Genomic DNA, 20,978 nt, shown 5'->3' with positions numbered 1-20,978 from the left:
GCGACAGGTTCCGTTGGCACGGGTCGAGGACGATCGGGTCATCGGCCGGAAGGGGCAACGGTGCCGGCGGCGACCGGACGCGCGGCACCAACCGTGGCCGCGGTGTCCGGGGCGGGCAGACGAGCGTCCTTGCCGCGGCCCCATCGGGTGCGCCCGCCGGGCTTGAAGACGGAGAGGATCGTCGCGGTCCACAGCAGGGCGGCGAACAGCCCCATGGCGCCGATCAGCAGCATCCCCGTGGTTCCGGTCTCGATCAGGTTGGGTGCGCTGCGGGCCTCGAGTTCCTCGATCCAGGGGCCCTCGAAGAACGCGAGGAACGGTAGGGCGAGCGCGATGACCAGCTTGACCAGCACCCAGGTGTGCCTGAGCAGACCCCACGGGGTGCCGAGCGACATCACGACACCGGTGATGATCGTCAGAAAGACGCTCGGGATCGCCAGGAGAATTTCGAACTTGCTCAGCAACAGGTAGGCCCCGTGCTGCAGCTCGTGGCTGTCGGCCGTCGCCCCGATGATCGCCAGCAACAGCATGCCCGTCGAGATGCCCAACCAGCCGACCCCGATGCCGACGTGCAGCGTCAACCACACCTTGCGGGGCGTCCGCGCCAGCCTGGGGAAGCGCGGCTCCAGGCCGACCACGATCGCCGAGGACAGCGCCATACCGAGCCACGGCATGGGGTGGGCCAGCAGGAACAGGAACTGCGCCGGCAGGAAGAGCAGGTGGAAGACGATCAGCAACCGCCGGGTGCGGGCGGCGAGCGCGGGACGCCCGAGCGCGAGCCAGCCGCCGAACGACACCACCACGGCAAGGGCGTAGCCGTATGTCCCCGCCGTCGTGAAGAGCGGGTGCGGCGGGTCGGGACGCAGCGCGACCATCGCGCCCGCGGTGGCAGCGAAGACACCGAAGACGAGCTGTGTTGTTCGCGGATTGAGACGTGGTCTGGCCATGCCCCCACCCTCGCCGGGACGCGCGGCTCGGGGCGTCGGCGGATCCGATGGAACGAATCACTCCATCGGTGATGACCGACAGGGGCGGCGTACAACTTTCGACCGACGCCCGCGCCCGCCGGCCGGCCCTACGCTGGAAACATCATGACGTCGCGTGTCCTGGACCAGGTGGTGCACCGGTTCCGCCGCCGCCCGGTGATCGACGCGGCGGCGGCGCTCGCCATGACGGTGTGCGTGGCGACCGGGGAGTTCGGGGTGGACTTCTTCGGCCCCACCCTCGCCGGCTTCGGTCCCCGCGTTCCTCCGCCCTGGCTCGGCATCCCCCTCGGCCTCGCGGTCGGGCTGCTCACCTGGCGGCGGCGACGGGCCCCGGCGGCCCTGCTGGTCGGCTCTCTCTCGGCGAGCGTTCTCGTGTCGGCCCAGGTGGCGGTCATGCTCGCGCTCTACACGCTGGCCGAGCGCACCACGGCGTGGCCGAAGGTCGCCGCCAGCCTCCTGGTCTCGGTGGTCCTGGTCGGCATCCCGATCTGGCGGTACGCCGGTGCCGATGGAGCCATCCCGGTCACCGTCGCGGTCTGCGTGGCGCCGGCGATCCTCGGCCTCTACGTCGGCACCCGGCGTGAGCTGGTCGAACGCATGCGGGAGCGGGCCGAGCGGCTCGAACGCGAACAGCACCAGCGCATGGCCCAGGCCCGCAGCGACGAACGGGCCCACATCGCCCGTGACATGCACGACGTCGTCGCCCACCGGGTGGCGCTGATCGTGCTGCAGGCCACCGCCCTGGAGTCGGCCAGGGGTGGGGACGCGGTGGCCCGGGGACGGCAGATCGGAGCGATTGGGCGTGAGGCACTTGCCGAACTGCGCGCCCTGGTTGGAGTTCTGCGCAGCGACGACGACGCGCCGCTCGCCCCGCAGCCCGGCCTGGCCGATCTGGATGCGCTGGTCGAGGATTCCCGTCGGCTCGGCGTACCGGTCACCCTGGAGGTGGAGAAGGAGGCCGGGGAACGCCTACCGCTGCTCGTCGAGCACGCCGCCTACCGCATCGTGCAGGAGTCCCTGACCAACGTGCACAAGCACGCGCCCGGCGCCCGAACCCGGATACGCGTCCGGCAGACACGGCAGTCACTTCGGGTGACGATCAGTAATGGTCGGGGACGGCCTGCCAGCGCCCCGCTTCTGCCGGCCGGCGGCCACGGGCTCCTCGGCCTCGCCGAACGCGTCCACCTGATCGGCGGGGAACTGACCTCCGGCCCCACAACCGACGGGGGATTCAGCCTGGTCGCCGAGATACCGATCGCACCCGGGGAAGGACAATGACCCCACCGACTAGGACGCTTATCGTCGACGACGAGTGGATGGTGCGCTCGACGCTGCGCACCATCCTCGACGCGGCACTGGACATCACTGTGGTCGGAGAGGCGTCGGACGGGGCCGAAGCGGTCGAACTCGCACGGACGCTCCGGCCCGATGTCGTCCTCATGGACATCCGCATGCCACGGATCGACGGGCTGACCGCGACCGAGCGGATCGCCCGGCTCGACCGGCCGCCACACGTCGTCGTGCTCACCACGTTCGATCTCGACGAGTACGTGCACACCGCCCTTCGCTATGGCGCCGTCGGCTTCCTGCTGAAGGACGCCCCCGCCGAGGACATGCTCAACGCGGTGCGGAGCGCCGCGCGCGGCGACGCGATGATCTCCCCGCGGGTTACCCGCAGGCTGCTTCGGCAGTTCTCCGGCCCGACATCCGATCGGCGCAGCAACGCCGCACAACGACTGACGGTGCTCACGGAAAGGGAACGAGAAGTCCTGGTCGCCGTCGGCGGCGGCTTGTCCAACACCGCGATCGCGGCCACGCTCTACATGAGCGAGGCGACGGTGAAGACCCACATCAGCCGGATCCTGGCCAAGCTGGGCCTGACCAACCGGGTCCAGGCGGCGATTCTCGCCCACCAGGCCGGGGTGCTCGACTGAGATCCTGACGACGTCGCGCGGGCACCTCTCCCACTCCACGATCACCTACGCTCTGCCCATGCGCCGCGCAGCACCGTTACTGTCACTCGTCGTCCTGCTGGCCCTTCCCGCCTGCACCTCGAAACCCGAGGAGCCCGAGGACGTGGCGTTGACCGTCTTCCTCGACAACGACGTGACGGTGGCGCAGAAGGGCAGCGTGGAGCAGCAGCTCCGGTCGATGCCAAGTGTCACAGAGGTGTCCCTCGAAACCCGTGAGCAGGCGTACGAGCGCCAGAAGGCGGACCTGAAGGACCAGCCCGACCTGCTGGCGGCCCTCAAGCCGGAGTACATGCCGGAGCTTCTACACGCCACCGTCACCGACGCGTCGATCGCCGAGGCTGTCGAACTGGTGATGGCCGAGGCCGACGGCGTGGAGGACGTGGCGCTCAGGATCGCGGACGTCGACCCTCGGCCATCGCGGATCGGCGTCATCGTCCGGCTCGAGTCGTCGGCTACCGACGAACAGCGAGCCGCCGTGGAGAAGGCCGTCCGGGCGCTCCCCACGGCGAAGTCGATCGAATTCGAGGACCGCGACGCCGCGTACGAGCGCCTGCGCAAGCGGTGCCAGGGCAAGGGTGAGCTGTCCACGCAGCTCCAACCGCAGATGACGCACGAGTCGTGGCGGTTCGAGATGCCCCTGAACGGAGAAGGATCCGGAGTGGGCGAGCTGATGAGGCTCGACGGCGTCGACGGCGTACCCCTGGCACCTCTGGCGATGCTGTAACGCCTGCCGAGAGAAGCGGCTGTTCCCCCGCGCCGCCGACCTGCACGTGGCAGCGCGTCTGATCAGCGTCGCGCCCCGCGAGGTGTGGCATGTTCCTCGAGCCAGTTTGGCGGCAACGGGATGGTGTGGAACCACTCGCGCGATATTTGGCCGTAGAACGGCGCCTTGAGTACCGGCGTTCCCCCGCCGAACCGGGCGGCGGCCGCGGAGGCTCGCCTGACATTCAGCCACCAGCCCCCCGTCCCCCGGGAGGCGACGATCCGGCCACCTTGGACGATACCCACGTTACGGTTCGTGGCTGGCATGTTACTGGTCGTCCACACCCGACCGTGGAAGTGAACTATCGCATCGATGTTGGACCACTTCTCGCGCATAGCCGGCCGGCCAAAGTCGTCCGGGCCCAGGTAGACGCCCTGTTCGTCGATGGCGAACAGCAGTTCCCGCCGCAACGCGCTGCTCACGCGACGACGTGCCGTGGCGAGGAAGATGACCTCGAACAACACTCCGATGATGACGAACAGATACCGGACGGACAGGTCCTGCAAGCCGATCACGATGGCCGTCATCGGCAACAGGCTGTACAGCGCCAACGTCAGTCCGGTGCGAAGCCGGCTCCGCCGAACCTCGTAGGGCGAAGCGGCATCCACTCTCATGGCTACAAGATAGCGACCACCGCGACAGCTTCTCGTCGTGCGTAGGCTCACGGTGGCAGCTGAGCTGTTCGACACGCCGAGCGGTGCCCTGCTGAGCTGGCACCGATCGCGGCCAGCGCTCAGACGACGTGCACCAGGCGGAAGCGCTCGGTCACCACAAGCGTGTCGTCGTCCACGGTGAAGTCGGGGTCGCCCAGCTCGGCGCGTACCTCCGCGCTGTGCCAGAAAGTCTCGTGCCCCGCCCGCCACTGCGCCACCGACTCGTCGCCCTCCCCCTCGGCCAGCGCGTGTGCCAGGTCCACCTCGGCGAGCCGGAGCACCCGTACGTCGGTCAGCTCGATGGCCGCGACCCGCCGACCCGCAGAGTCCACCACGGCGGACAGTTGACCCACCTCGGGCAGCGGCTCGTTCGCGCACTCGTAGCCGACCAGCAGACCGGTCGTCGAGGTCTTCGCCCCGGACAGGATCGCGCCCACCAGCTTGTCCCGCAGTGGCCCCGGAAACGCGAACTCGGCGAGCGGGAGATCGTCGAGGTCCATCCGTGCAGAGTATGCGATCCGGTGCGTCGTGCGGGACCGTCGTCGACGTGCTCGCGGTGACGTGGCACGGTCTCGTCATGGCCACCTATGACGTCGCCCTCGTGCTGCTTGTCGATCCGTCGGGCGCGGTGTTGCTGCAGCACCGCGACGAGAATGCGGTCGTCTCGCCGGGCCAGTGGAGCTTGCCGGGTGGTCACATCGAGCCCGGCGAGTCACCGGAGGAGGCGGCCCGCCGCGAGCTGCTGGAGGAGACGGGGCTCACCGTGAGTGAGCTGCACCCGCTGTGGAGCGGCCCGCGTCCGTACGAAGCCGGCTTTGCCCACACCGTGACCGTCCACGTGTTCCGCGGCACCACCACGGCTCGGCAGGAGGACGTGGTGCTCGGTGAGGGGCAGGCCATGGTGTTCGTCCCCCGGGACCAGATGCTCGATCGTGAGCTGGCGGTCTCCTCCGCGCTGGTCCTGCCCATGATCTAGCGTCGCGTACGGCTACGGCGCGGTGGTGGCCTCCCGGTCGCGGGACACGCAGTACACGTCGCCGGCGTTCGCGGCGTGCGGCAGGTCGTGCAGGTGCGACGCCAGGTCGGCCGCGGGCATCCAGCGTTGGAAGGTCATCGACTTGTCGTCGCCCAACGCCACGTCGAAGCCGTCGAAGCCGAGCGCGGTCAGGCGATCGAGACATCGGTACGCGACCGCACGCGCGATGGTGGTGAACTCGAACGACAGCGCGGGCAGTGGGCGGCTCAGGCCGGCCAGCACCTCGTCCTCGAAACCCTCCACGTCGATCTTGGCGAAGGCCGGCACGCCGTACGTCTCGATCAGCGCGTCGACGGTGACCACCGGGACCTCGATGTCGGCATCCCACACCTCGCTCTCCCAACCGCCCGCGCCCTTCGCCGCCCGCACGAAGTCCGGCGAGGCGGTCGACACGGTGGGGTTGGCGGAGTTGACGTGCAACCGGGTGCGCCCGGGGAGCGCGCCACACGCGGCGTCGACAAGGGTCACCTGGTCGTCGTCGGCGTAGATCGCGCGCAGGGCGCGCAGACACAGCGGCTGCGGTTCCACGGCGACGACGCGGGCGCCGAGGCGCCGGAAGCTGGCGATGTGATCGCCCACGTGGGAACCGATGTCGAAGACGAGGTCTCCGCCGCTGACGAAGCGGGAGTAGAAGGCGTCCATCCTCGCGTCCCGCTCGGGATCGCCGTAGTAGACGTCCAGCGACCGGTGCAGCAGGGACAGGGCCGGATCGGTCCGGAGCGCGGCGATCCTGGTGGCGGTGGTAGCCGTCATCTGTCTGGGTCCAGTCCGTGAGTGAGGTGGCCGGGGTTACGGTCCGAAGGCGGTCAGGAACCGGTCCCGGAAGGCGTCCATCCGCCAGACCGGTGCCTGCGGCCCTGGCTTCAGCCCGTCCTGCCAGCCCCACCCGGAGATCCGGTCCAACACGGCCCGGTCCCGGGTGACGATCGAGATCGGGACGTCGTGGCTGGCGTTCTCGCCCGTGACGACCGCGGCGGGTTGGTGGTCACCGAGGAAGATGAACACGAGGTCGTCGTCGCCGTAGGCCTGCACGTAGGAGATGAGCGCGCCGAGGGTGTACTCGATGGACTTCCGGTAGTCCGCCCTGATCTGGGTGGTGTTCCGGCGCTTGTCGTCCGACCTGCCGGCGCCGGCCCCCCGGTAGACCGCGCCGTCGCCGACGTCGGCCCAGTCGAGCAGCGGCGGGACGGGCGTCCAGGGCGCGTGGCTCGACACCAGCGCCAGTTCGGTCATCACGTTGCCGTCGCGCTTCGCCTGCTCCAGACGCTGCCAGCTGGCCAGGGTGTACTGGTCGGGCGGGGTGCCGAAGCTGAACTTCGGGCCACCGTACGCGAGCGTCTTGGCGTTGTAGAACCGGTCGTAGCCGAAGAAGGAGCCCTCCGGCCAGGCCTTGGTGACGGCGGGCATCACGCCCACGGTCTGCCAGTTCGCCCGTCGGAAGGCGCCGTTGAGGGTCATCCGGTCACTGGCCAGGAGGGTGCGGTGCCGTTGGTCGTTGTCGATCCAGAGGCCGGAGAGCAGCGTGTCGTGGGCGAGCCAACTGCCGCCACCGAAGGTCGGTGAGGTGAGGAAACCGCTCTGCGCGGCGAAACCCGCCGCGCTCAGCTCGCTGGTGCCGCGCTCGAGGACCGCGCCGACCTGCGGCGCGAACTCCGGGTCCTGGACGGCGTCCCGGCCGTAGCTCTCCACGAAGGCGACGACCACGTTCTTGCCGCGCAGCGCGGTCAGGAGCTGGTCACCCGGGGTGTCGCCGAACTTGTCGGCCTCGATCAGGGCGCCGAACGTCTCGCGGTCGTCGAGACGCAGGCGCACCTGGAAGCCGTGCCCGTTGGCCAGGGTGGTCGCGGACGTGTCGGCGACCGGCACGCCCTCGACCACCCGCACGTTGAACGCGGCGCAGGCCACCCAGACGACGACGAGGGCGGCCACGACCCGGGTGGTCCCGGTGCGGTGCCGGACCACCAGCCGCCGCAGCCGCCGCATCGACAGGGTGATCAGGGTGGGCAGGCCCACGACCACCACCGCGAGGGTGATCGCGGCGCCGATGGCGGCGGGCCGACCGTAGGACTCGCTGAGGAAGGCGAACCCCTCGTCGACGAGCGCCCAGTCGAGCACCGGGTCGAACGCCCGGCTCAGCGACGCGGAGAACCCCAGGTCGAGCAGCTTCAGCAGGCCGAGCAGGCCGAGGGCCACGCCGGCGAGCGTCGCGACCAGTCGGCTGCCACGCGACGGCAGGGCGAGCAGGAGGGCCACGACCAGCAGCGCCTCCAGGGGGATCCGCACGAACGCCGCCGGGCTGAACCGACCGAAGTCGTACGGCACGGTGAGGGCGAGCAGCACGAGCAGCGCGGCCAGGACGGTCGTCAGCCGAGCCGCGATGGAGCGCTTCGGCCGGCCCTCGGCCTCGCTGCCGTCGGTGGCGGTCACGTCCGAGACCTCGCCTCTCATCGGTCTCCGTCCCTGGTTCGGCAGCTGACGTACGCGCGTCAAGAGCGACAACCCGGGCATCCTTCCATGATCGTTGATGAGAATGGCATCCGGGCGGCTCAGACGCGGGCGATCCCGCGGCGGGCGACGGCGACCGTCGAGCGGTCCGCCCACGGCAGCCCGTCCGTCCGGCCCGAGCCCAGCGCCGTCGCGGTGCTCGGGGCGCTGTGGCTCACCGGGCTGATCGCGTGGACCATCGCGCCCGGGGTGTCGTGGATGACGCTGTGGCGGAGGTGACGGGTCGTCCACAGCCACGCGACGTCCCGCCCGAACGACTCGACAAGCAGCGCCAGTGACGCCAGCAGCACGACGGTCGTCAGCGGCCCGGGCAGCGCGTCGCCCATCGCCACAGTCAGCACCACGCCCTGGATGGCGGCGACGACCTTGCGCCAGTAGCGCGGCGGCAGGGATCCGCGCATCCACCCCAGCACCCAGCTCGCGGCGACGAAGACGTACCGCATCGCGCCGATCGCGAGCACCCAGGCACCCACCGAGGGGGCCACGTGCAGGCAGAGCACCAGGACCAGGAAGGAGTCGATCTCCATGTCGAAGCGCGCGCCGAGCTCGCTGGTGGTCCCGGTGCGGCGGGCCGTGTACCCGTCCACGGCGTCGAGGGCCAACGCCACGCTGGTGAGCACGACCATCAGGGTGACCGGCGCCGACCGGCCGAACGAGTCGGCGGCCAGGGCCGTCACGCCGCCGACGAGGACCGCCCGGCTCAGGGTCACCCGGTCGGCCGGGCTCAGCGCCCGCGCGCCCGCGCCGGACATCCCCCGGCTGAGCAGGGCGCACAGGACCACCCCGTACGCCAGCCCCACCACCCAGCCCGCCGCGCCCAGACCGACTGTCTCCGCGAGCACCGCCAGCAGGACGATCTGCGCGAGCAGTCCGATGACCGGACCAGTTCGAACCGTTGACATCGTGCCTCCGCGACTCTGGTGGGTGACCCTGACCGTCATCACGGAAAATATGACCGATCGGTTCATTCTGAACGCGACCTGGCAGGGCGCCGCAGAGGGACGTGCCCGCTCGGTGGCCGGTTAATCGTCCACCGTGGGCGGCTCGTCGCCGGCTGAGCCAAGGGTGTCGATCGGGCCGGTGCGGGTCAGCGCGTGGGCAGGGTGAGCACGTCCGCGCCGTCGTCGGTGATGGCGATGGTGTGCTCGCTGTGCGCCGTCCGGCAGCCCGTCGCGCTGCGCAGCGTCCAGCCGTCGGCGTCGGTGACGAGCGCGGCGGTGTCCGCCATGACCCACGGCTCCAGCGCCAGCAGCAGCCCCGGCCGCAGCCGGTATCCGCGACCGGGACGCCCCGTGTTGGAGACGTGCGGGTCCTGGTGCATCGTCGACCCGACGCCGTGGCCGCCGAACTCGGTGTTGACCGAATATCCCGCCGCGTTGAGGACCGAGCCGATCGCGTGGGAGATGTCACCGATGCGAACGCCGGGACCGGCGGCGGCGATCCCCGCCCGCAACGCGCGCTCGGTCGCGTCGATCAGCGCGACGCTCTCCGGGGGCCGCACGTCGCCCACGATGAAGCTGATGGCCGAATCCGCGACCACTCCACCAAGGGAGACGGCGAGGTCGAGCGAGAGCAGATCGCCGTCGGCGAGCGGGTAGTCGTACGGCAACCCGTGCAGCACGGCGTCATTCACCGACGTGCAGATGTAGTGGCCGAACGGCCCGCGGCCGAAGGACGGCTCATAGTCGACGTAGCAGGACTGCGCCCCGGCCTCGGTGATCATGGCCTGTGCCCACCTGTCGATGTCCAGGAGGTTGGTGCCGACCACGCAGCGGCTCTTCAGCGTCTGCAGGATGCCGGCGACCAGCGCGCCGGTGTCCTTCGCTCGCAGCACGTCGGTCGGGCTCAGGATCTCGATCATGCGGCGCCTTCCTCGAACTACCAATAAGTATCCCGGCCATATTATCCCGGTACTAGAATCGGAGCATGGTCAGGTTGCCGCTCACCCCCGCCGAACTCGAACGCGGGCAGCGCCTCGGCGCCCTTCTGCGTCGAGCCCGTGGAGAGCGTTCGATGCTCCTCACCGCGCTGGACGCGGGCGTCTCGCCGGAGACCCTCCGAAAGATCGAGTCCGGCCGGATAGCCACTCCCGCCTTCCCGACCATCGCGGCGATCGCCGACGTCCTCGGCCTCTCCCTCGACGCCGTCTGGTCAGAGATCAACACGTCGGACGGCAGCGCCGAACTCCCCCGACCGACGCGCACCGCGCGCGAACGGCTGGCCTCCTAGCGGGCTGCGGTCGAGCCGGTTGACGCCGCCGCGGGTGGGCCCGACGCCCGACGCGCTTCGCTGCGTGGGCCCGACGCGCTTCGCTGTGCAGGCCCTGTCAGGCCGGGACTCAGTCCAGGCCTGGCCCTCGGAACGGCCTGTCGTCAGGTGCGAAACGCGAGCGGTCAGAACCCGAAGAAACTGCGGGCTGTCACTGCGCTGCCGGCGAAGCGGCGCTGCCGGCAGCGCGCTTCCCACGATAGATAACCTAACAGCGGTTGCTCCCGATCGGTATCGGGCAGACGCCCGACTGCGCAGGTCAGCGGCGCTGGCTAGGTTCGCCCAATGCCCACCAACATGATCAGTGCGGAATCTGCGGGTACCTGGACACTCGGCGACCTGAGCGTCAATCGGATCGGATTCGGCGCCATGCGGCTGACGGGTGACGGCAGCACGTCGAGCGACCGCGCGCGGGTCATCAAAGTGCTACGCCAAGCGGTCGAGCTCGGTGTGAACCACATCGACACGGCGGCGTTCTACTTCTCGCCGCTCCGGTCGGCCAACGAGTTGATCAACACGGCACTGTCGCCGTACCCCGACGACCTGGTCATCACCACGAAGGTCGGACCGGGCCGCGACCCCTCGGGAGAGTGGCTGCCGCTGGCCCGGCCGGATCAGCTGCGCGGACAGGTCGAGGAGAACCTGCGCCAGCTCGGCCGCGACCATCTGGACGTCGTGAACCTGCGTCAGGACGGACTGGACTCGGTGGCGGAGCACTTCGGCGCGCTGGCCGAGCTTCGTGACGCCGGACTCATCAGGCATCTCGGCCTGTCCAACATTCGTCCGCACCACCTCGCGCAGGCGCAGGCGATCGCCCCGGTGGTCTGCGTGCAGAACACCTACGGTGTCGATACCCGGCGTACGCAGGATCAGTTCGTGCGTACCTGCGGCGACCAGGGTGTCGCATTCGTGCCGTTCTTCGCGATTGCCGGCGGCGGACGTGAGGCCGGCGGCGTGTTCGCCAACACGGCGGTGGAGGCCATCGCGCGCACGCACGGCGCGACGCCGGCACAGGTGCGGATCGCGTGGACCCTCAGCCGTGGCCCGCACCTGCTGGCCATCCCCGGTACCGGCAACCCCGACCACCTGGTCGAGAACCTGGCCGCCGGGGCGCTGGTCCTGTCGCCGGACGAGTTGGCCAGCCTCGATTAGCGGCCAGCGGCAGGATGCACCGAAAGCTGGTCCCGGTCGACGAGCGACCGGGACCAGCGGGTGGTGCGCTCAGGAGGCGGCGATGCCCTCCATACCGATGCCATCGGCGAACTTCGGCAGGCCGTCCACGGTGGTGACGAGCTTCAGGGAGCCGTCCTCGCCCACCTCGTAGCCCTGCACGTTGCCGGCGGTGGCGTTCTGCACGTACAGGAAGCCGTCGCTGGTGGTCATGTCGATCGCACCGCCGCCGGTGTCGACGGCGACCTCCTTGACGATGTGGAGCTTGCCGTCGTCGTCGACCCGGTAGGAGCTGATGGTGGAGGTGCCGGCGTTGGCGACGAAGAAGAAGTCGCCGACGCGCTGGATCCAGCACGGCGCCTGCTGACCGTTGGGCACCGACGGCCCGACCTGCTCGAGCGCGCCGTCGTCCTCGAGCTCGAACCGGCTCACCGCGTTCGCGCCCGACTCGGTGACCAACAGCGAGTCCTCACTGTCGAAGGTGAAGCCGAACGGCGTGTTTCCCGCGTCGCTGATGACGGGGTCGCGCGACAGTTTGCCGTCGCGGCCGATCTCGTAGCTGAACATGACGTTGGCCATCTTTGTCGACACCAGGACGAACTCGCTGTCCGGGTCGATCTTGACCTGGGCCGGGGCGGTCCCGAACGCGGGCGGGTTGCCGTTGTGCAGCCCGAGCGACCGGTTGGCGTCCTCGATCCGGGACAGGCGTCCCTTGTGCAGCTCGAAGCCCTGCACCGAGCCCTCGCCGCCGGCGTTGAGGACGTAGACGAGGTCACCCCGGGCCGCGACGCTGACCGGCAACAGACCGCCGGACCAGATGACCTGGAGCTTGTGCAGCTTGGTGCCGTCGACCCGGAAGACGGTGACTGTGTTGCTGCCGGCGTTCACGGCGAACAGCAGCCCCTTGTGGTAGGTGAGGGAACCCTGTGAGGCCAGCGCGTCGAGCGGTGCCCCGATGGTGAAGCCACCCAGCCCGCCGGTCTCGTACTCACCCGCCTTGCTGAGACGGCCGTCCTCGTCGCGGTCGAACACCTTGATGGTGTTGCCCTCGGCCTTGTTGGTCTGGACGAAGACCGCGCCCTCGTCGCCATGCTGGTAATCACCCCCCTTGCGGTCGTCGTGGTACCCAGGGCCACCACCATCGGCGAAGGCGGTCCCGGGGATAGATCCGATGCTGGTCAGACCTGCCAGGAGGGCTGCCGCGAACGCGACACTGCGCTTCATCACTGACTCCTTATGCACCCGAAGGGAGGAAAACGAGTTTTCCTCTGCTTCGAAAGCTATCGGAAGCGGTAGGCGCGTTGGTCGTAGTTACCCTAAAGGGGTAATTTCGTGCCGTTCCATGGAATGACCAGACGTACGCGCAGGTGTGGCATAGGTCGAAGCGGACTTTCGGCCCGTCAGGGCAGGAAGTCCGCGGTCAGCCTGACCTGCGCCCGGGCGGCGGGCCCGCTTCGGACCCTTCGGCAGCGCCGGTCCCGTGTTCGGAGGGACAAGTAACACAGCCCTCCGCAAAGCAACATTAACGGCAACTGATCCCCCTAAAGGCGGTGCCGGTCGTTGAGCTCCCCTCTGGACGGTCGGCCAAGCGATTGCGCTTCGCGCGGCCAGCGTGTAGAGGTTGACTATGTCGCCGCTTGCGCACCTCTCTGCGAAACCCAATCAGGTGCCACCTGGCAGGCCCCCTCAACTCCCCCAAGTCATTGGAGCTGCATGACCTCGGTCAGCGTTGTACAAACGGGTGAGCCGAGCGCGTTGCGCATCTACCTAGATTACGACTTCCTCCTCGTCGAAGACCTCTCAGGCGTCCTTGACGCCGTTCGAACCATCTACGAGCAAGCGTTCTGGTCCGACATTCCCGCACTCATCGGAACGCCGCGCCAACGCCAAAACGGCGTCCGAGTAACCAGGTCAGACACCTCGCACAGCATAGTTCTGGAATTGCACGCGCTCGGTCAGACCATTGCGGGACTGGATCCGACATTGGCGGGGATCGGCGGGGGCGCTGTTGCGCTCGGGCTGACCGCCCGGATATTGATCCACACGTTGAGGTCGGGGCACGAGGCGCTGTCCGCTGCCCGGATGAGAGAGCTGGAAGTAAGGGCAGGCTGGGCCGCGATCGAGGCGGAGAACACCCGCACCAGCCTCGATCTCGAACGCGCCGGAGTCGAGCTCGAGGTCGTTCGTCGCGACGCCGAATTTCGCGACTTCGTGCAATCGGCGATCCGCGCGACAGCATCAGTCGACTTCGCACGCGCTGTTGCAAGGAATGAGACCATGACCGAGAACCTGGGGAGAGCCCTCTTGAATGCCTGGTCGGTCCTGCAGAACGACAACATTAATACCGCGCGGATAAACGACGTAGAAGTCAAATCGGTTCAGGGTGAGAGGGCGACGGACGACCAGCAAGGTGCCGGGCCTGGCCCCGGCGCAGGCACCGGGACACCCGAAGCATGACCGGACCGAAATCCCCAGGGAGGGACGAATTGGATCGCCACGCGACGTTGGTTGCCTTCTATGCGGAGAGCAAACCATCGGGCCTGGGCGACTACGTGGGCGGAGTTCAACGGCGCCTGGTTGAACTGCTTGGAGGGCTGTTCCAGCCCAGGCCCATGCCCGACGTGCATGCCACGATCATCGGGCTCGAGTCCTTCGGCCGAGTTCAGCCTCCCCACGACCTCACGGAGCTGCGCGCTTCCGGCTCGGGCCGCCCGGACATCGCTGGTCTGTGCGCCCACCTGAACACGACCCTGGGGCAGCACCCGCCGCAGATCCAGTTCGGAGGCTTCCCGAATCGTGACCTGGGTGTGACGAGCAGGGGTCAGCGGCTGTACACCCGAACCCTCACGGCCAACGCGAACCAGGTCATCCTGATGGGCTGGCCCGTCGACGAATCGGGTCAGCCGACCGAGGAGTTGGAGCGGATTCGGCGAGACCTCCAGAAATTTGGTGTCGTTCACCGATATCACAAGCAAGCCCATGACCGGGACCCCGATCTGTACCTGGTGATAGGGAGACTCAAGCAAGGCGATCCATCGGAGACCGCCGCCTTGGAGGCAATTCGACTCGAACTCTCGCGGGCGACCTTCAGGACACCTCTTCCTCCTGATGCTCTTCGGGTCGCGACCTACGACGACACCGACTTGCCCCTCAGCACGACAAGGGTGTGGCCGCTTACCGATTTCCTGCGCTGACTGTCGCATGAGAGGTTGAGCATGATTATCGAACGGCCGATGGAACACTCGATCATGCCGATGTTCCTCCAAGCTCACGCCGCGGAGGAAGATCTACAGAGCCCAACCGACATAGACATGTACATGCGGGTCAGCGCGTTGCATTGCCGGAGTCTGACCATTGTCGATTCCGACCTCAACAACGCGAACATCTTCCACCAGGCCGCAAAGGTCGAGGGGGGTGTCTTCTGGACGGCTCTGCGTACAGGGTTCATTCGGCGAGCAGCCCGCCTTGACGCGGCCGGATCACCGGTGACTCAGGCCGCCGTCCTGGAAGGTTTTCGCCGGGTCAGCCCGGAGCGGGCGGCGAAGATCGAAGAAGACTACCTTCGGCTCGTAGATTCGGTCTGCCACAGGAACGAACCTACGTCACCCCCGTTGACCTGGTCACTTACCGAAGTCAACAAGCACTTTCTCCGCAAACTCGAGACTTTCGTCGAGCACGCCGTCGCCAACCGCTCGCTACCTGCCCACCATGCGATCTTCGATCAGGTGTGGGAGGCGGTGCGCAACCACCGCCAAGCCGGCACACCGCTCAGCGCGGCCGACATAGAGGCGCGGTTCCGGCCCCGAGACTACGAGACGTCAGAGGAGTGGACATTCATCTGGCAACTTGTCCTCGATGCCCAGTCCGGAAACGTCCCCCTTGTCTACGACGGTCAACTCGCGATCACCACCACCCCACGATCGGCCGACAAGTTCCTGCCAGCCGGGCCTACCTCCGCAGGGGTGGAGCGGGAGGTCGAAGCGGAGCTCTACCGGGGTGGCGCGAAGCAGGAGGATCGGCCCAAGGTGACAGTGGGGGCGACAGGCGGTGACCGGCTCGCCGGACGATTCGTGATCAACAGGGAACGCTTGGCTGCTCTGCGGCTCGAAGAGATTGAAGAGCTGCGAGAGGAGTCGTTGGGCGCCAACTACTTCCAGGCTCGTTTTGACGCGACAGGCTCCAGCACGGACATGTCAGAATCCGCCGTTCCGTACAGCACGACTCTCTTCGAATACCACGAACGTCTCGCCCGGGTAGGCATCTTGCGGACCCAACGGCGGGAGGAGGCGGCGGTCAGGGAGACACTCAGTCGTGTGGTCGTCACCGCCGAAAAATATGGTAGGACGCTGGAGCTCATCATGCAGACGAGCACACCCCTGCCGGTCGCCGAGCACAACATCGTGATGTGTGACTCTCAGACGATTCGGGAGTTGCTCGGCCCGACTGAGGCGCGCAAGATCCTGCCGGACGACAATGCTCTCTGGATGTATCGGCGGCCCGACTGCCGTGTGCTGGAATGGATCCCGTCACCGTAGCCCCGGTTCGGCAGTGCGCCGGCAGGTCGCGCGTTGCGACCTCAGGTCGAGTCGGTCCACCACGGCGTGAGCAGGGTCGGGTCGGCGACGTACTGCTCCACCTGCGCCCGCTGCTCCAGGGTCAGGGTCAGCGCCTGGAGGCGGGCGCCCCACTCGGGCACCCGCTCGGCCTTGTCCAACGCGGTCGCCAGTTCGATCAGGCCGGCCATTGGGCCGGCACCGTCGGGCGGCTTCGACGGCTGTCGTCTCCTACCCAGGGAGGAGGCGCGCTCCGACCAGCGGCCACAACCGGGGCTCGGGGTCGGACGCGATCGGCGGGCCCGGCCACGAACATCTACAGACATGACTACCGTTGTGCGCCGGGCGACGCGTTGGAACCGCCCCCTGATGTTCCTGGTATCCGTGATGGCGGTCCTGGCCGTCGTCGCCGTGGTCGGCATCCTCGTCGACCCGCGCGTCCTCACCGGGGCGCCGATCTGGCTCAAGCCGTTCAAGTTCGGGGTGTCCTTCGTGCTGTACGGCGCGACGCTCGCCTGGATGCTCTCCCTGCTGCCCCGACGCAGCCGAGCCGTCGAGCGGGCGGTCGTCGTCATCGTCGCGGTGGCGGTCGTCGAGAACGCGTGGATCGTCGGTCAGGTGCTGCGCGGGCAGACCAGCCACTTCAACGACACCACGCCGCTGAACACCGCGTTGTTCGCGGCGATGGGCGCGGCGATCATGGTGCTGTTCTTCGCGCACCTCGTCATCGGGGTCGTGGTCCTGATCCAGCGGATCCCCGATCGGGTCGCCGCGACCGCGGTCGGGTGGGGCCTCGGCCTGTCCCTGCTGGGCATGCTCGCGGCGGTGCCGATGGCGCTGCCGATGCAGGACCCGGGGATCGAGGGGATCGGTGGCGCGCACAGCGTCGGCGTGCTCGACGGCGGGCCGGGGCTGCCGATCGTCGGCTGGAGCACCACGGGCGGTGACCTGCGGATCGGGCACTTCGTGGGGCTGCACGCCCTCCAGGCGCTGCCGATCCTGGCGATCCTGCTGAGCCGGTTCGCGATGCGGTTGGACGAGCGCACCCGAGCCCGGTTGCTGGTCGTCGCGGGCGGCGCGTACGGCGTACTCACCGTGCTGTTGACCTGGCAGGCCCTGCGCGGGCAGCCGCTGCTGCGGCCGGACGCCGTCACGCTCGCCGCGGTCGCGGCCCTGGCGGTCACGACGGTGAGCGCGACCGGTCTGGTGCTGGCCCGCCGGCGTCGCCCGGAACTGGCGTTGGCCGCGTGACCGAGACGCTGTTCTCCCTGACGTTCGCGGTGGCCGCGCCGTTCTGGGCGCTGATGATCCTGCTGCCACGCTGGTCGTGGACCGCCCGGATCATCGCCTCGCCGCTGATCGTGCTGCCGGTCGTGGTGATCTACGCGCTGCTGGTGCTACCGGCCTTCGACGACGTGCTGGCGGCCGTGACGTCGCCGACCCTGACCGGGGTACGCGACCTGCTCAGCACCTCCACCGGGGCGGCGGCGGGTTGGGCGCACATGATCGCGTTCGATCTGTTCGTCGGACGGTGGGCCTGGTTGGACAGTCGGCAGCGGGGGGTGCCGGCGCTGGTCATGGCCCCGGTGCTGCTGCTGACCATCCTGCTCGGACCGCTCGGTCTGGCCGCCTACCTCGCGGTCCGGACCCGGTGGCGGCGGCCGGCGGCCGCCGCCACCGGCCCGCAGCACCTAGGCTGACCACCGTGGGCTGGCCGGGGCGACTGTTCGACTTGCGGGACCCGGTCGTACGGATGGCGCTGCTCATCCTCGCCGGGGTGCAGTACCTGCTCTTCGTCCCCCACGCGGACCGCCCACCCACGCCGACACAGTGGGTCCTCGCGGTGCTCGCGTTCACCGTGGGGCTGGCAGTACACCGTTGGCCGGTGGTCAACCTGTCGGCGCAGGCCGCGCTGCTGGCGGTCGCGATCAGCCTGGTCGACGACTTCACGATCAACCAGGTGGGCGCGAGTTGGGCGCTGCTCGAGGTCACCATGCGCGCGCGTCGCGCCCGGACCATCTGGCTGGCCTCCGCGCTGCTGGTGGTGGTCGACCTGACCGACTCGATCGGCGACCCGGCTGGCCAGGTCGCCTCCGGTGCCGTCGGGCTGGCCCTGGAAGTCGGCGTGCCGGTGCTCCTCGGCCTCGTCATCCGCACCAACCGGGAGCTGAGTCGGCAGGCCGTGGAGCGGGCGGTGGCCGAGCAACGCCAGCACGAGTCGGAGAGTCGTGCGGCGCGCGCCGACGAACGCAGCGCCATCGCCCGCGAGTTGCACGACGTCGTCGCGCACCACGTGGCGTCGATGGTCCTGCGGGTCGGTGTGGCCCGGCACGTGCTCACCGACCTGGACCCCCGGGTGGGTGAGGTCTTCGACGACGTGCACGGCACCGGCACCGCGGCGCTCGCGGAGCTGCGCCGGCTGGTCGCGGTGCTGCGCGACCCCGACGGGGTACGCGGTGACGCGGGGCTGACCGCGATCGAACCCTCCGCGCTGCCGGCGGCGATCGGCGCGTCCATCGACCGGGCCCGGCAGGCGGGTGTCACCGTGGAGGCCGAACTCGATCCGGCGATCGGTTCACTCGACGCGGTGCGCGGCATGGCGGTGCTGCGACTGACCCAGGAGGCACTGACCAACGTGGCCAAACACGCGGGGACGTCCGCGCTCGCGCACCTCGTGGTCGCCGTCCGGGACGGTTCCGTGCACTGGGAGGTCACCGACAACGGGCGTGGCGGGGTACCGGCGGGCGTGCCGGCCGGTGGCGGGCACGGCATCACCGGGATGCGCGAGCGCGTCGAGGTCCTCGGCGGCCGGCTGGAGGCGGGTCCGACCGGCGCCGGGTGGCGGGTGCGGACCGTCCTTCCGGTCGTGGCCTCCGCGTCCGCCGACGCGCCGGTCGGGTCGGTGCCCCGCGAGCGGGAGGCGCCGGCCGGATCACCCGCCCCGGAGCCGGCGTGATCCGGGTGCTGCTGGTCGACGACCAGCACCTCATCCGGGCCGGGCTGCGCATGCTCTGCGACGCCCAACCCGACATCGAGGTCGTCGGGGAGGCCGAGAACGGCCGGGAGGCGATCCCGCTGGCCGGGAGGCTCCTCCCCGACGTCGTCGTCATGGACCTGCGCATGCCCGGTGTCGACGGGATCACCGCGACCAGCCGGATCCTCGCCGAACGCCCGAGCACCCGCATCCTGGTGCTGACCACGTTCGGCGACGACGACCACCTCTACCCCGCGCTGACCGCCGGAGCGTGCGGGTTCCTGCTCAAGGACGCGCCGCCGACCGAGTTGCTGGACGGCATCCGCCGGGCCGCCGTCGGTGACAGCCCGTTCAGCCCGGAGGTGCTGCGTCGCCTCGTGCAACGCGCGGTGCACGCCCGCCCCGGATCAGCACCGGCTCTGCCGGGCCTGACCGCCCGGGAACGGGACGTGCTGAACCTGGTCGCCGAGGGCCTGTCCAACACCGAGATCGCCGACCAGCTGCACATCGGTGTCACGACGGTCAAGACCCACATCACCAGCCTGATGGCCAAGACCGACAGCCCCAACCGGGTACGCCTGGCCCTGTTCGCTCGCGGCGTCTGACGCTCAGGCCCGCATCCGCGTGGACACGGCGATGACGAGCACCAGCGGCACGATCAGCAGGGCCGGGGCGACGATCGGCAGGTGCAGGGCGACCAGGGCGCCGACCGCCGCGCCGACCATGAGGGCCAGCAGCACCTGGGCCTTGGGGCGCAGGCTGACCCACGGGCTGCGCGCGGCGACGCCGGCGATCAGGCTCGTGAGCGTGCCGGTCAGGTACGTGGAGGACAGTCCGGACACGCCGAAGCGTTGGATCGCACTGCTCTGCACGCCCAGCGCGACCGCGGACAGCATCAGCAGCGCCAGGTGGACGCGTGCGTCGGGGGTGTGGAGGGTGACCTCCCAGACGACGGCGAACACCACGAACACCGACAGCTCCAGGACCAGCGCCCAGGTGACCCGCCGTGGCCAGACCGGATCGTCGGGCTGCGCCGAGCCGACGACGCGGGCGCCCGCGAGGACACCGACGATGAAGCTGACGATGGCACAGCCCGACGTCAGGGCGAGGTCGGGATCACCCCGACCCGCCGAGAGCCCGAGCAGGACCATGTTGCCGGTCATCACGCTGGCGAAGGCGCCACCGAGGGCGAGGAAACCGAGAGCGTCGGCGCTCCCGGTCAGGAAGGTGAGGACGACGACGAGCGCGTGCCGTCGCCGCAGCAGGCGCTCGTCGCGGTGCGGGGCCACGTGAGGGCGGGTGACGCGGGGCGCTGTGCTCGACACTGTCGGCCACCTTCCAGTAATTGTTCTTCGTATACACTTTGTCCGGACACGTTCACGGAGAGGCGACCAGGTGGCTGAAGACCTACGGGACAAGCTCGGCGCGCAACACCTGCCGCTCCGCGATCAGGTCCTCGCCGCACTGCGGACCGCCATCATCGACGGCGACTACCTGCCCGGGGAACGGCTGACCGAGGACCGCCTCGCCGAGGACTTCGGCGTCTCCCGCAACCCCGTCCGGGAGGCGCTGCGCGTCGCCGAGGCCGAGGGGTTCGTCGTGATCCTCCCCCGCCGGGGCGCGGTCGTCGCCTCACCGAGCAGCGGCACCATCGGCGACATGTTCGCCGTGCGCGAGCGCCTGGAGGCGCTGGCCGCCCGGCTGGCCGCCGAGCGGGCGACCGCGGTCGACGTGGCGTCCCTGCGTGCCCTGCTCGACCAGGGCCGCGAGGCGACCCAACGGCAGGACCTGGCCCGGGTCGCCGAACTGAACAGCACGCTGCACCTACGCATCCTCCAGATCAGCGGAAACCCCTGGCTGTCGTCGATCGCCAAGTCGCTCTACCTCCATGTCCAGTGGATCTTCCGGCTCGGGGCGGCCGAACGCGCCCCACACTCGTGGGCCGAGCACATCCAACTCGTCGACGCCATCGAGTCAGGCGACGGTGACCGCGCCGAGCGGGCCGCGCTCGACCACCTCGACGCGGCATCCGCCGCGGCCTACGAGAACGCCGAAGGCGGCTACGGCGCCCGCTGACGGCCACCTGGCCGGGGCGGC

At 69.3% G+C, this 20,978-nt stretch carries 23 protein-coding genes and 1 pseudogene; 14 read left to right on the top strand and 10 right to left on the bottom strand.

Annotation, left to right across the window (positions count from 1 at the left end):
- Nucleotides 1-38 precede the first annotated feature (38 nt).
- Entirely contained in the window at nucleotides 39-947 is a 909-nt protein-coding gene (locus ACLQ3B_RS12645) for a hypothetical protein (protein WP_425780326.1), read from the bottom strand.
- Nucleotides 948-1,091: 144 nt separating this feature from the next.
- Between ACLQ3B_RS12645 and ACLQ3B_RS12640 the strand changes: the two genes are divergently transcribed.
- From ACLQ3B_RS12640 to ACLQ3B_RS12630, 3 genes are read left to right on the top strand one after another with little or no spacing between them, the layout of a single operon-like run.
- Nucleotides 1,092-2,264, top strand: coding sequence for a sensor histidine kinase (locus tag ACLQ3B_RS12640; RefSeq protein WP_425780324.1), 1,173 nt, complete (start codon nucleotides 1,092-1,094; stop codon nucleotides 2,262-2,264).
- Nucleotides 2,261-2,920 carry a response regulator gene (locus ACLQ3B_RS12635; RefSeq protein WP_425780322.1) on the top strand — a complete coding sequence of 220 codons (660 nt, stop codon included), beginning with the start codon at nucleotides 2,261-2,263 and terminating at the stop codon, nucleotides 2,918-2,920. Before ACLQ3B_RS12640 ends, ACLQ3B_RS12635 begins: the two co-directional genes overlap by 4 nt.
- 58 nt (nucleotides 2,921-2,978) lie before the next feature.
- Entirely contained in the window at nucleotides 2,979-3,683 is a 705-nt protein-coding gene (locus tag ACLQ3B_RS12630; RefSeq protein ID WP_425780321.1) for a permease-like cell division protein FtsX, read from the top strand.
- A 62-nt stretch (nucleotides 3,684-3,745) separates the two neighbouring features.
- Here ACLQ3B_RS12630 and ACLQ3B_RS12625 read toward each other — a convergent pair whose 3' ends face one another.
- Both ACLQ3B_RS12625 and ACLQ3B_RS12620 read right to left on the bottom strand, forming a co-directional pair.
- A complete protein-coding gene (locus ACLQ3B_RS12625) occupies nucleotides 3,746-4,336 on the bottom strand; it encodes a hypothetical protein (protein WP_425780320.1) in 591 nt (196 codons plus the stop codon).
- Nucleotides 4,337-4,455: 119 nt separating this feature from the next.
- Entirely contained in the window at nucleotides 4,456-4,875 is a 420-nt protein-coding gene (locus ACLQ3B_RS12620; protein WP_425780318.1) for an ASCH domain-containing protein, read from the bottom strand.
- Nucleotides 4,876-4,886: 11 nt separating this feature from the next.
- Between ACLQ3B_RS12620 and ACLQ3B_RS12615 the strand changes: the two genes are divergently transcribed.
- Complete coding sequence (locus ACLQ3B_RS12615) at nucleotides 4,887-5,351, top strand: NUDIX hydrolase (protein WP_425780891.1); 465 nt, start codon at nucleotides 4,887-4,889, stop codon at nucleotides 5,349-5,351.
- A gap of 12 nt (nucleotides 5,352-5,363) precedes the next feature.
- Here the strand turns inward: ACLQ3B_RS12615 and ACLQ3B_RS12610 are convergent, their stop codons facing one another.
- The 4 genes and pseudogenes from ACLQ3B_RS12610 to map form a co-directional block, all read right to left on the bottom strand.
- On the bottom strand, nucleotides 5,364-6,164 hold the full coding sequence (locus ACLQ3B_RS12610; RefSeq protein WP_425780316.1) for an FkbM family methyltransferase: 801 nt from the start codon (nucleotides 6,162-6,164) through the stop codon (nucleotides 5,364-5,366).
- A 36-nt stretch (nucleotides 6,165-6,200) separates the two neighbouring features.
- The gene (locus tag ACLQ3B_RS12605) at nucleotides 6,201-7,859 is read right to left on the bottom strand and encodes a sulfatase-like hydrolase/transferase (protein WP_425780314.1); all 1,659 of its coding nucleotides are present in this window, start codon (nucleotides 7,857-7,859) and stop codon (nucleotides 6,201-6,203) included.
- 266 nt (nucleotides 7,860-8,125) lie between these two features.
- Nucleotides 8,126-8,818: pseudogene (locus ACLQ3B_RS12600) on the bottom strand (CDP-alcohol phosphatidyltransferase family protein); the annotation flags it as partial.
- 185 nt (nucleotides 8,819-9,003) lie between these two features.
- A complete protein-coding gene (gene map, locus ACLQ3B_RS12595; protein WP_425780312.1) occupies nucleotides 9,004-9,777 on the bottom strand; it encodes a type I methionyl aminopeptidase in 774 nt (257 codons plus the stop codon).
- Nucleotides 9,778-9,842: 65 nt separating this feature from the next.
- Here map and ACLQ3B_RS12590 point away from each other — a divergent pair, with 65 nt between their 5' ends.
- Together ACLQ3B_RS12590 and ACLQ3B_RS12585 are read left to right on the top strand one after the other, a co-directional pair.
- A complete protein-coding gene (locus ACLQ3B_RS12590) occupies nucleotides 9,843-10,145 on the top strand; it encodes a helix-turn-helix domain-containing protein (protein WP_091399313.1) in 303 nt (100 codons plus the stop codon).
- 324 nt (nucleotides 10,146-10,469) lie between these two features.
- The gene (locus ACLQ3B_RS12585) at nucleotides 10,470-11,336 is read left to right on the top strand and encodes an oxidoreductase (protein WP_425780310.1); all 867 of its coding nucleotides are present in this window, start codon (nucleotides 10,470-10,472) and stop codon (nucleotides 11,334-11,336) included.
- A gap of 69 nt (nucleotides 11,337-11,405) precedes the next feature.
- On the opposite strand, the gene ACLQ3B_RS12580 is transcribed toward ACLQ3B_RS12585, so the two are convergent.
- Nucleotides 11,406-12,578, bottom strand: coding sequence for a lactonase family protein (locus ACLQ3B_RS12580; protein ID WP_425780308.1), 1,173 nt, complete (start codon nucleotides 12,576-12,578; stop codon nucleotides 11,406-11,408).
- A 489-nt stretch (nucleotides 12,579-13,067) separates the two neighbouring features.
- On the opposite strand from ACLQ3B_RS12580, the gene ACLQ3B_RS12575 reads away from it, so the two are divergent.
- From ACLQ3B_RS12575 to ACLQ3B_RS12565, 3 genes are read left to right on the top strand one after another with little or no spacing between them, the layout of a single operon-like run.
- Nucleotides 13,068-13,811 carry a hypothetical protein gene (locus ACLQ3B_RS12575; RefSeq protein WP_425780306.1) on the top strand — a complete coding sequence of 248 codons (744 nt, stop codon included), beginning with the start codon at nucleotides 13,068-13,070 and terminating at the stop codon, nucleotides 13,809-13,811.
- On the top strand, nucleotides 13,808-14,548 hold the full coding sequence (locus tag ACLQ3B_RS12570) for a hypothetical protein (protein WP_425780304.1): 741 nt from the start codon (nucleotides 13,808-13,810) through the stop codon (nucleotides 14,546-14,548). The genes ACLQ3B_RS12575 and ACLQ3B_RS12570 overlap by 4 nt, the downstream gene beginning before the upstream one ends.
- Nucleotides 14,549-14,569: 21 nt before the next feature.
- Nucleotides 14,570-15,889, top strand: a complete 1,320-nt coding sequence (locus ACLQ3B_RS12565; RefSeq protein WP_425780303.1) for a hypothetical protein — start codon at nucleotides 14,570-14,572, stop codon at nucleotides 15,887-15,889.
- 41 nt (nucleotides 15,890-15,930) lie between these two features.
- Here ACLQ3B_RS12565 and ACLQ3B_RS12560 read toward each other — a convergent pair whose 3' ends face one another.
- Nucleotides 15,931-16,098, bottom strand: coding sequence for a hypothetical protein (locus tag ACLQ3B_RS12560; protein WP_425780301.1), 168 nt, complete (start codon nucleotides 16,096-16,098; stop codon nucleotides 15,931-15,933).
- Nucleotides 16,099-16,231: 133 nt separating this feature from the next.
- Between ACLQ3B_RS12560 and ACLQ3B_RS12555 the strand changes: the two genes are divergently transcribed.
- From ACLQ3B_RS12555 to ACLQ3B_RS12540, 4 genes are read left to right on the top strand one after another with little or no spacing between them, the layout of a single operon-like run.
- Complete coding sequence (locus tag ACLQ3B_RS12555; protein ID WP_425780299.1) at nucleotides 16,232-17,158, top strand: hypothetical protein; 927 nt, start codon at nucleotides 16,232-16,234, stop codon at nucleotides 17,156-17,158.
- Complete coding sequence (locus ACLQ3B_RS12550) at nucleotides 17,155-17,607, top strand: ABA4-like family protein (RefSeq protein ID WP_425780297.1); 453 nt, start codon at nucleotides 17,155-17,157, stop codon at nucleotides 17,605-17,607. The genes ACLQ3B_RS12555 and ACLQ3B_RS12550 overlap by 4 nt, the downstream gene beginning before the upstream one ends.
- A 5-nt stretch (nucleotides 17,608-17,612) precedes the next feature.
- Entirely contained in the window at nucleotides 17,613-18,863 is a 1,251-nt protein-coding gene (locus tag ACLQ3B_RS12545; protein ID WP_425780296.1) for a sensor histidine kinase, read from the top strand.
- Nucleotides 18,860-19,486, top strand: coding sequence for a response regulator transcription factor (locus ACLQ3B_RS12540; RefSeq protein ID WP_425780294.1), 627 nt, complete (start codon nucleotides 18,860-18,862; stop codon nucleotides 19,484-19,486). Before ACLQ3B_RS12545 ends, ACLQ3B_RS12540 begins: the two co-directional genes overlap by 4 nt.
- 3 nt (nucleotides 19,487-19,489) lie before the next feature.
- Here the strand turns inward: ACLQ3B_RS12540 and ACLQ3B_RS12535 are convergent, their stop codons facing one another.
- Nucleotides 19,490-20,206: a YoaK family protein gene (locus ACLQ3B_RS12535; RefSeq protein ID WP_425780292.1), complete on the bottom strand. Its 717-nt coding sequence runs from the start codon at nucleotides 20,204-20,206 to the stop codon at nucleotides 19,490-19,492.
- Between the two features lie 70 nt (nucleotides 20,207-20,276).
- Between ACLQ3B_RS12535 and ACLQ3B_RS12530 the strand changes: the two genes are divergently transcribed.
- On the top strand, nucleotides 20,277-20,957 hold the full coding sequence (locus ACLQ3B_RS12530; protein WP_425780290.1) for a GntR family transcriptional regulator: 681 nt from the start codon (nucleotides 20,277-20,279) through the stop codon (nucleotides 20,955-20,957).
- The last annotated feature ends 21 nt before the right edge of the window (nucleotides 20,958-20,978 follow it).

The sequence above is a fragment of the Micromonospora sp. DT53 genome (genome assembly GCF_049841535.1).
Taxonomy (GTDB): domain Bacteria; phylum Actinomycetota; class Actinomycetes; order Mycobacteriales; family Micromonosporaceae; genus Micromonospora.
The sequence above is the reverse complement of the archived record's forward strand: the minus strand, read 5'-3'. Positions and strand labels throughout refer to the sequence as shown.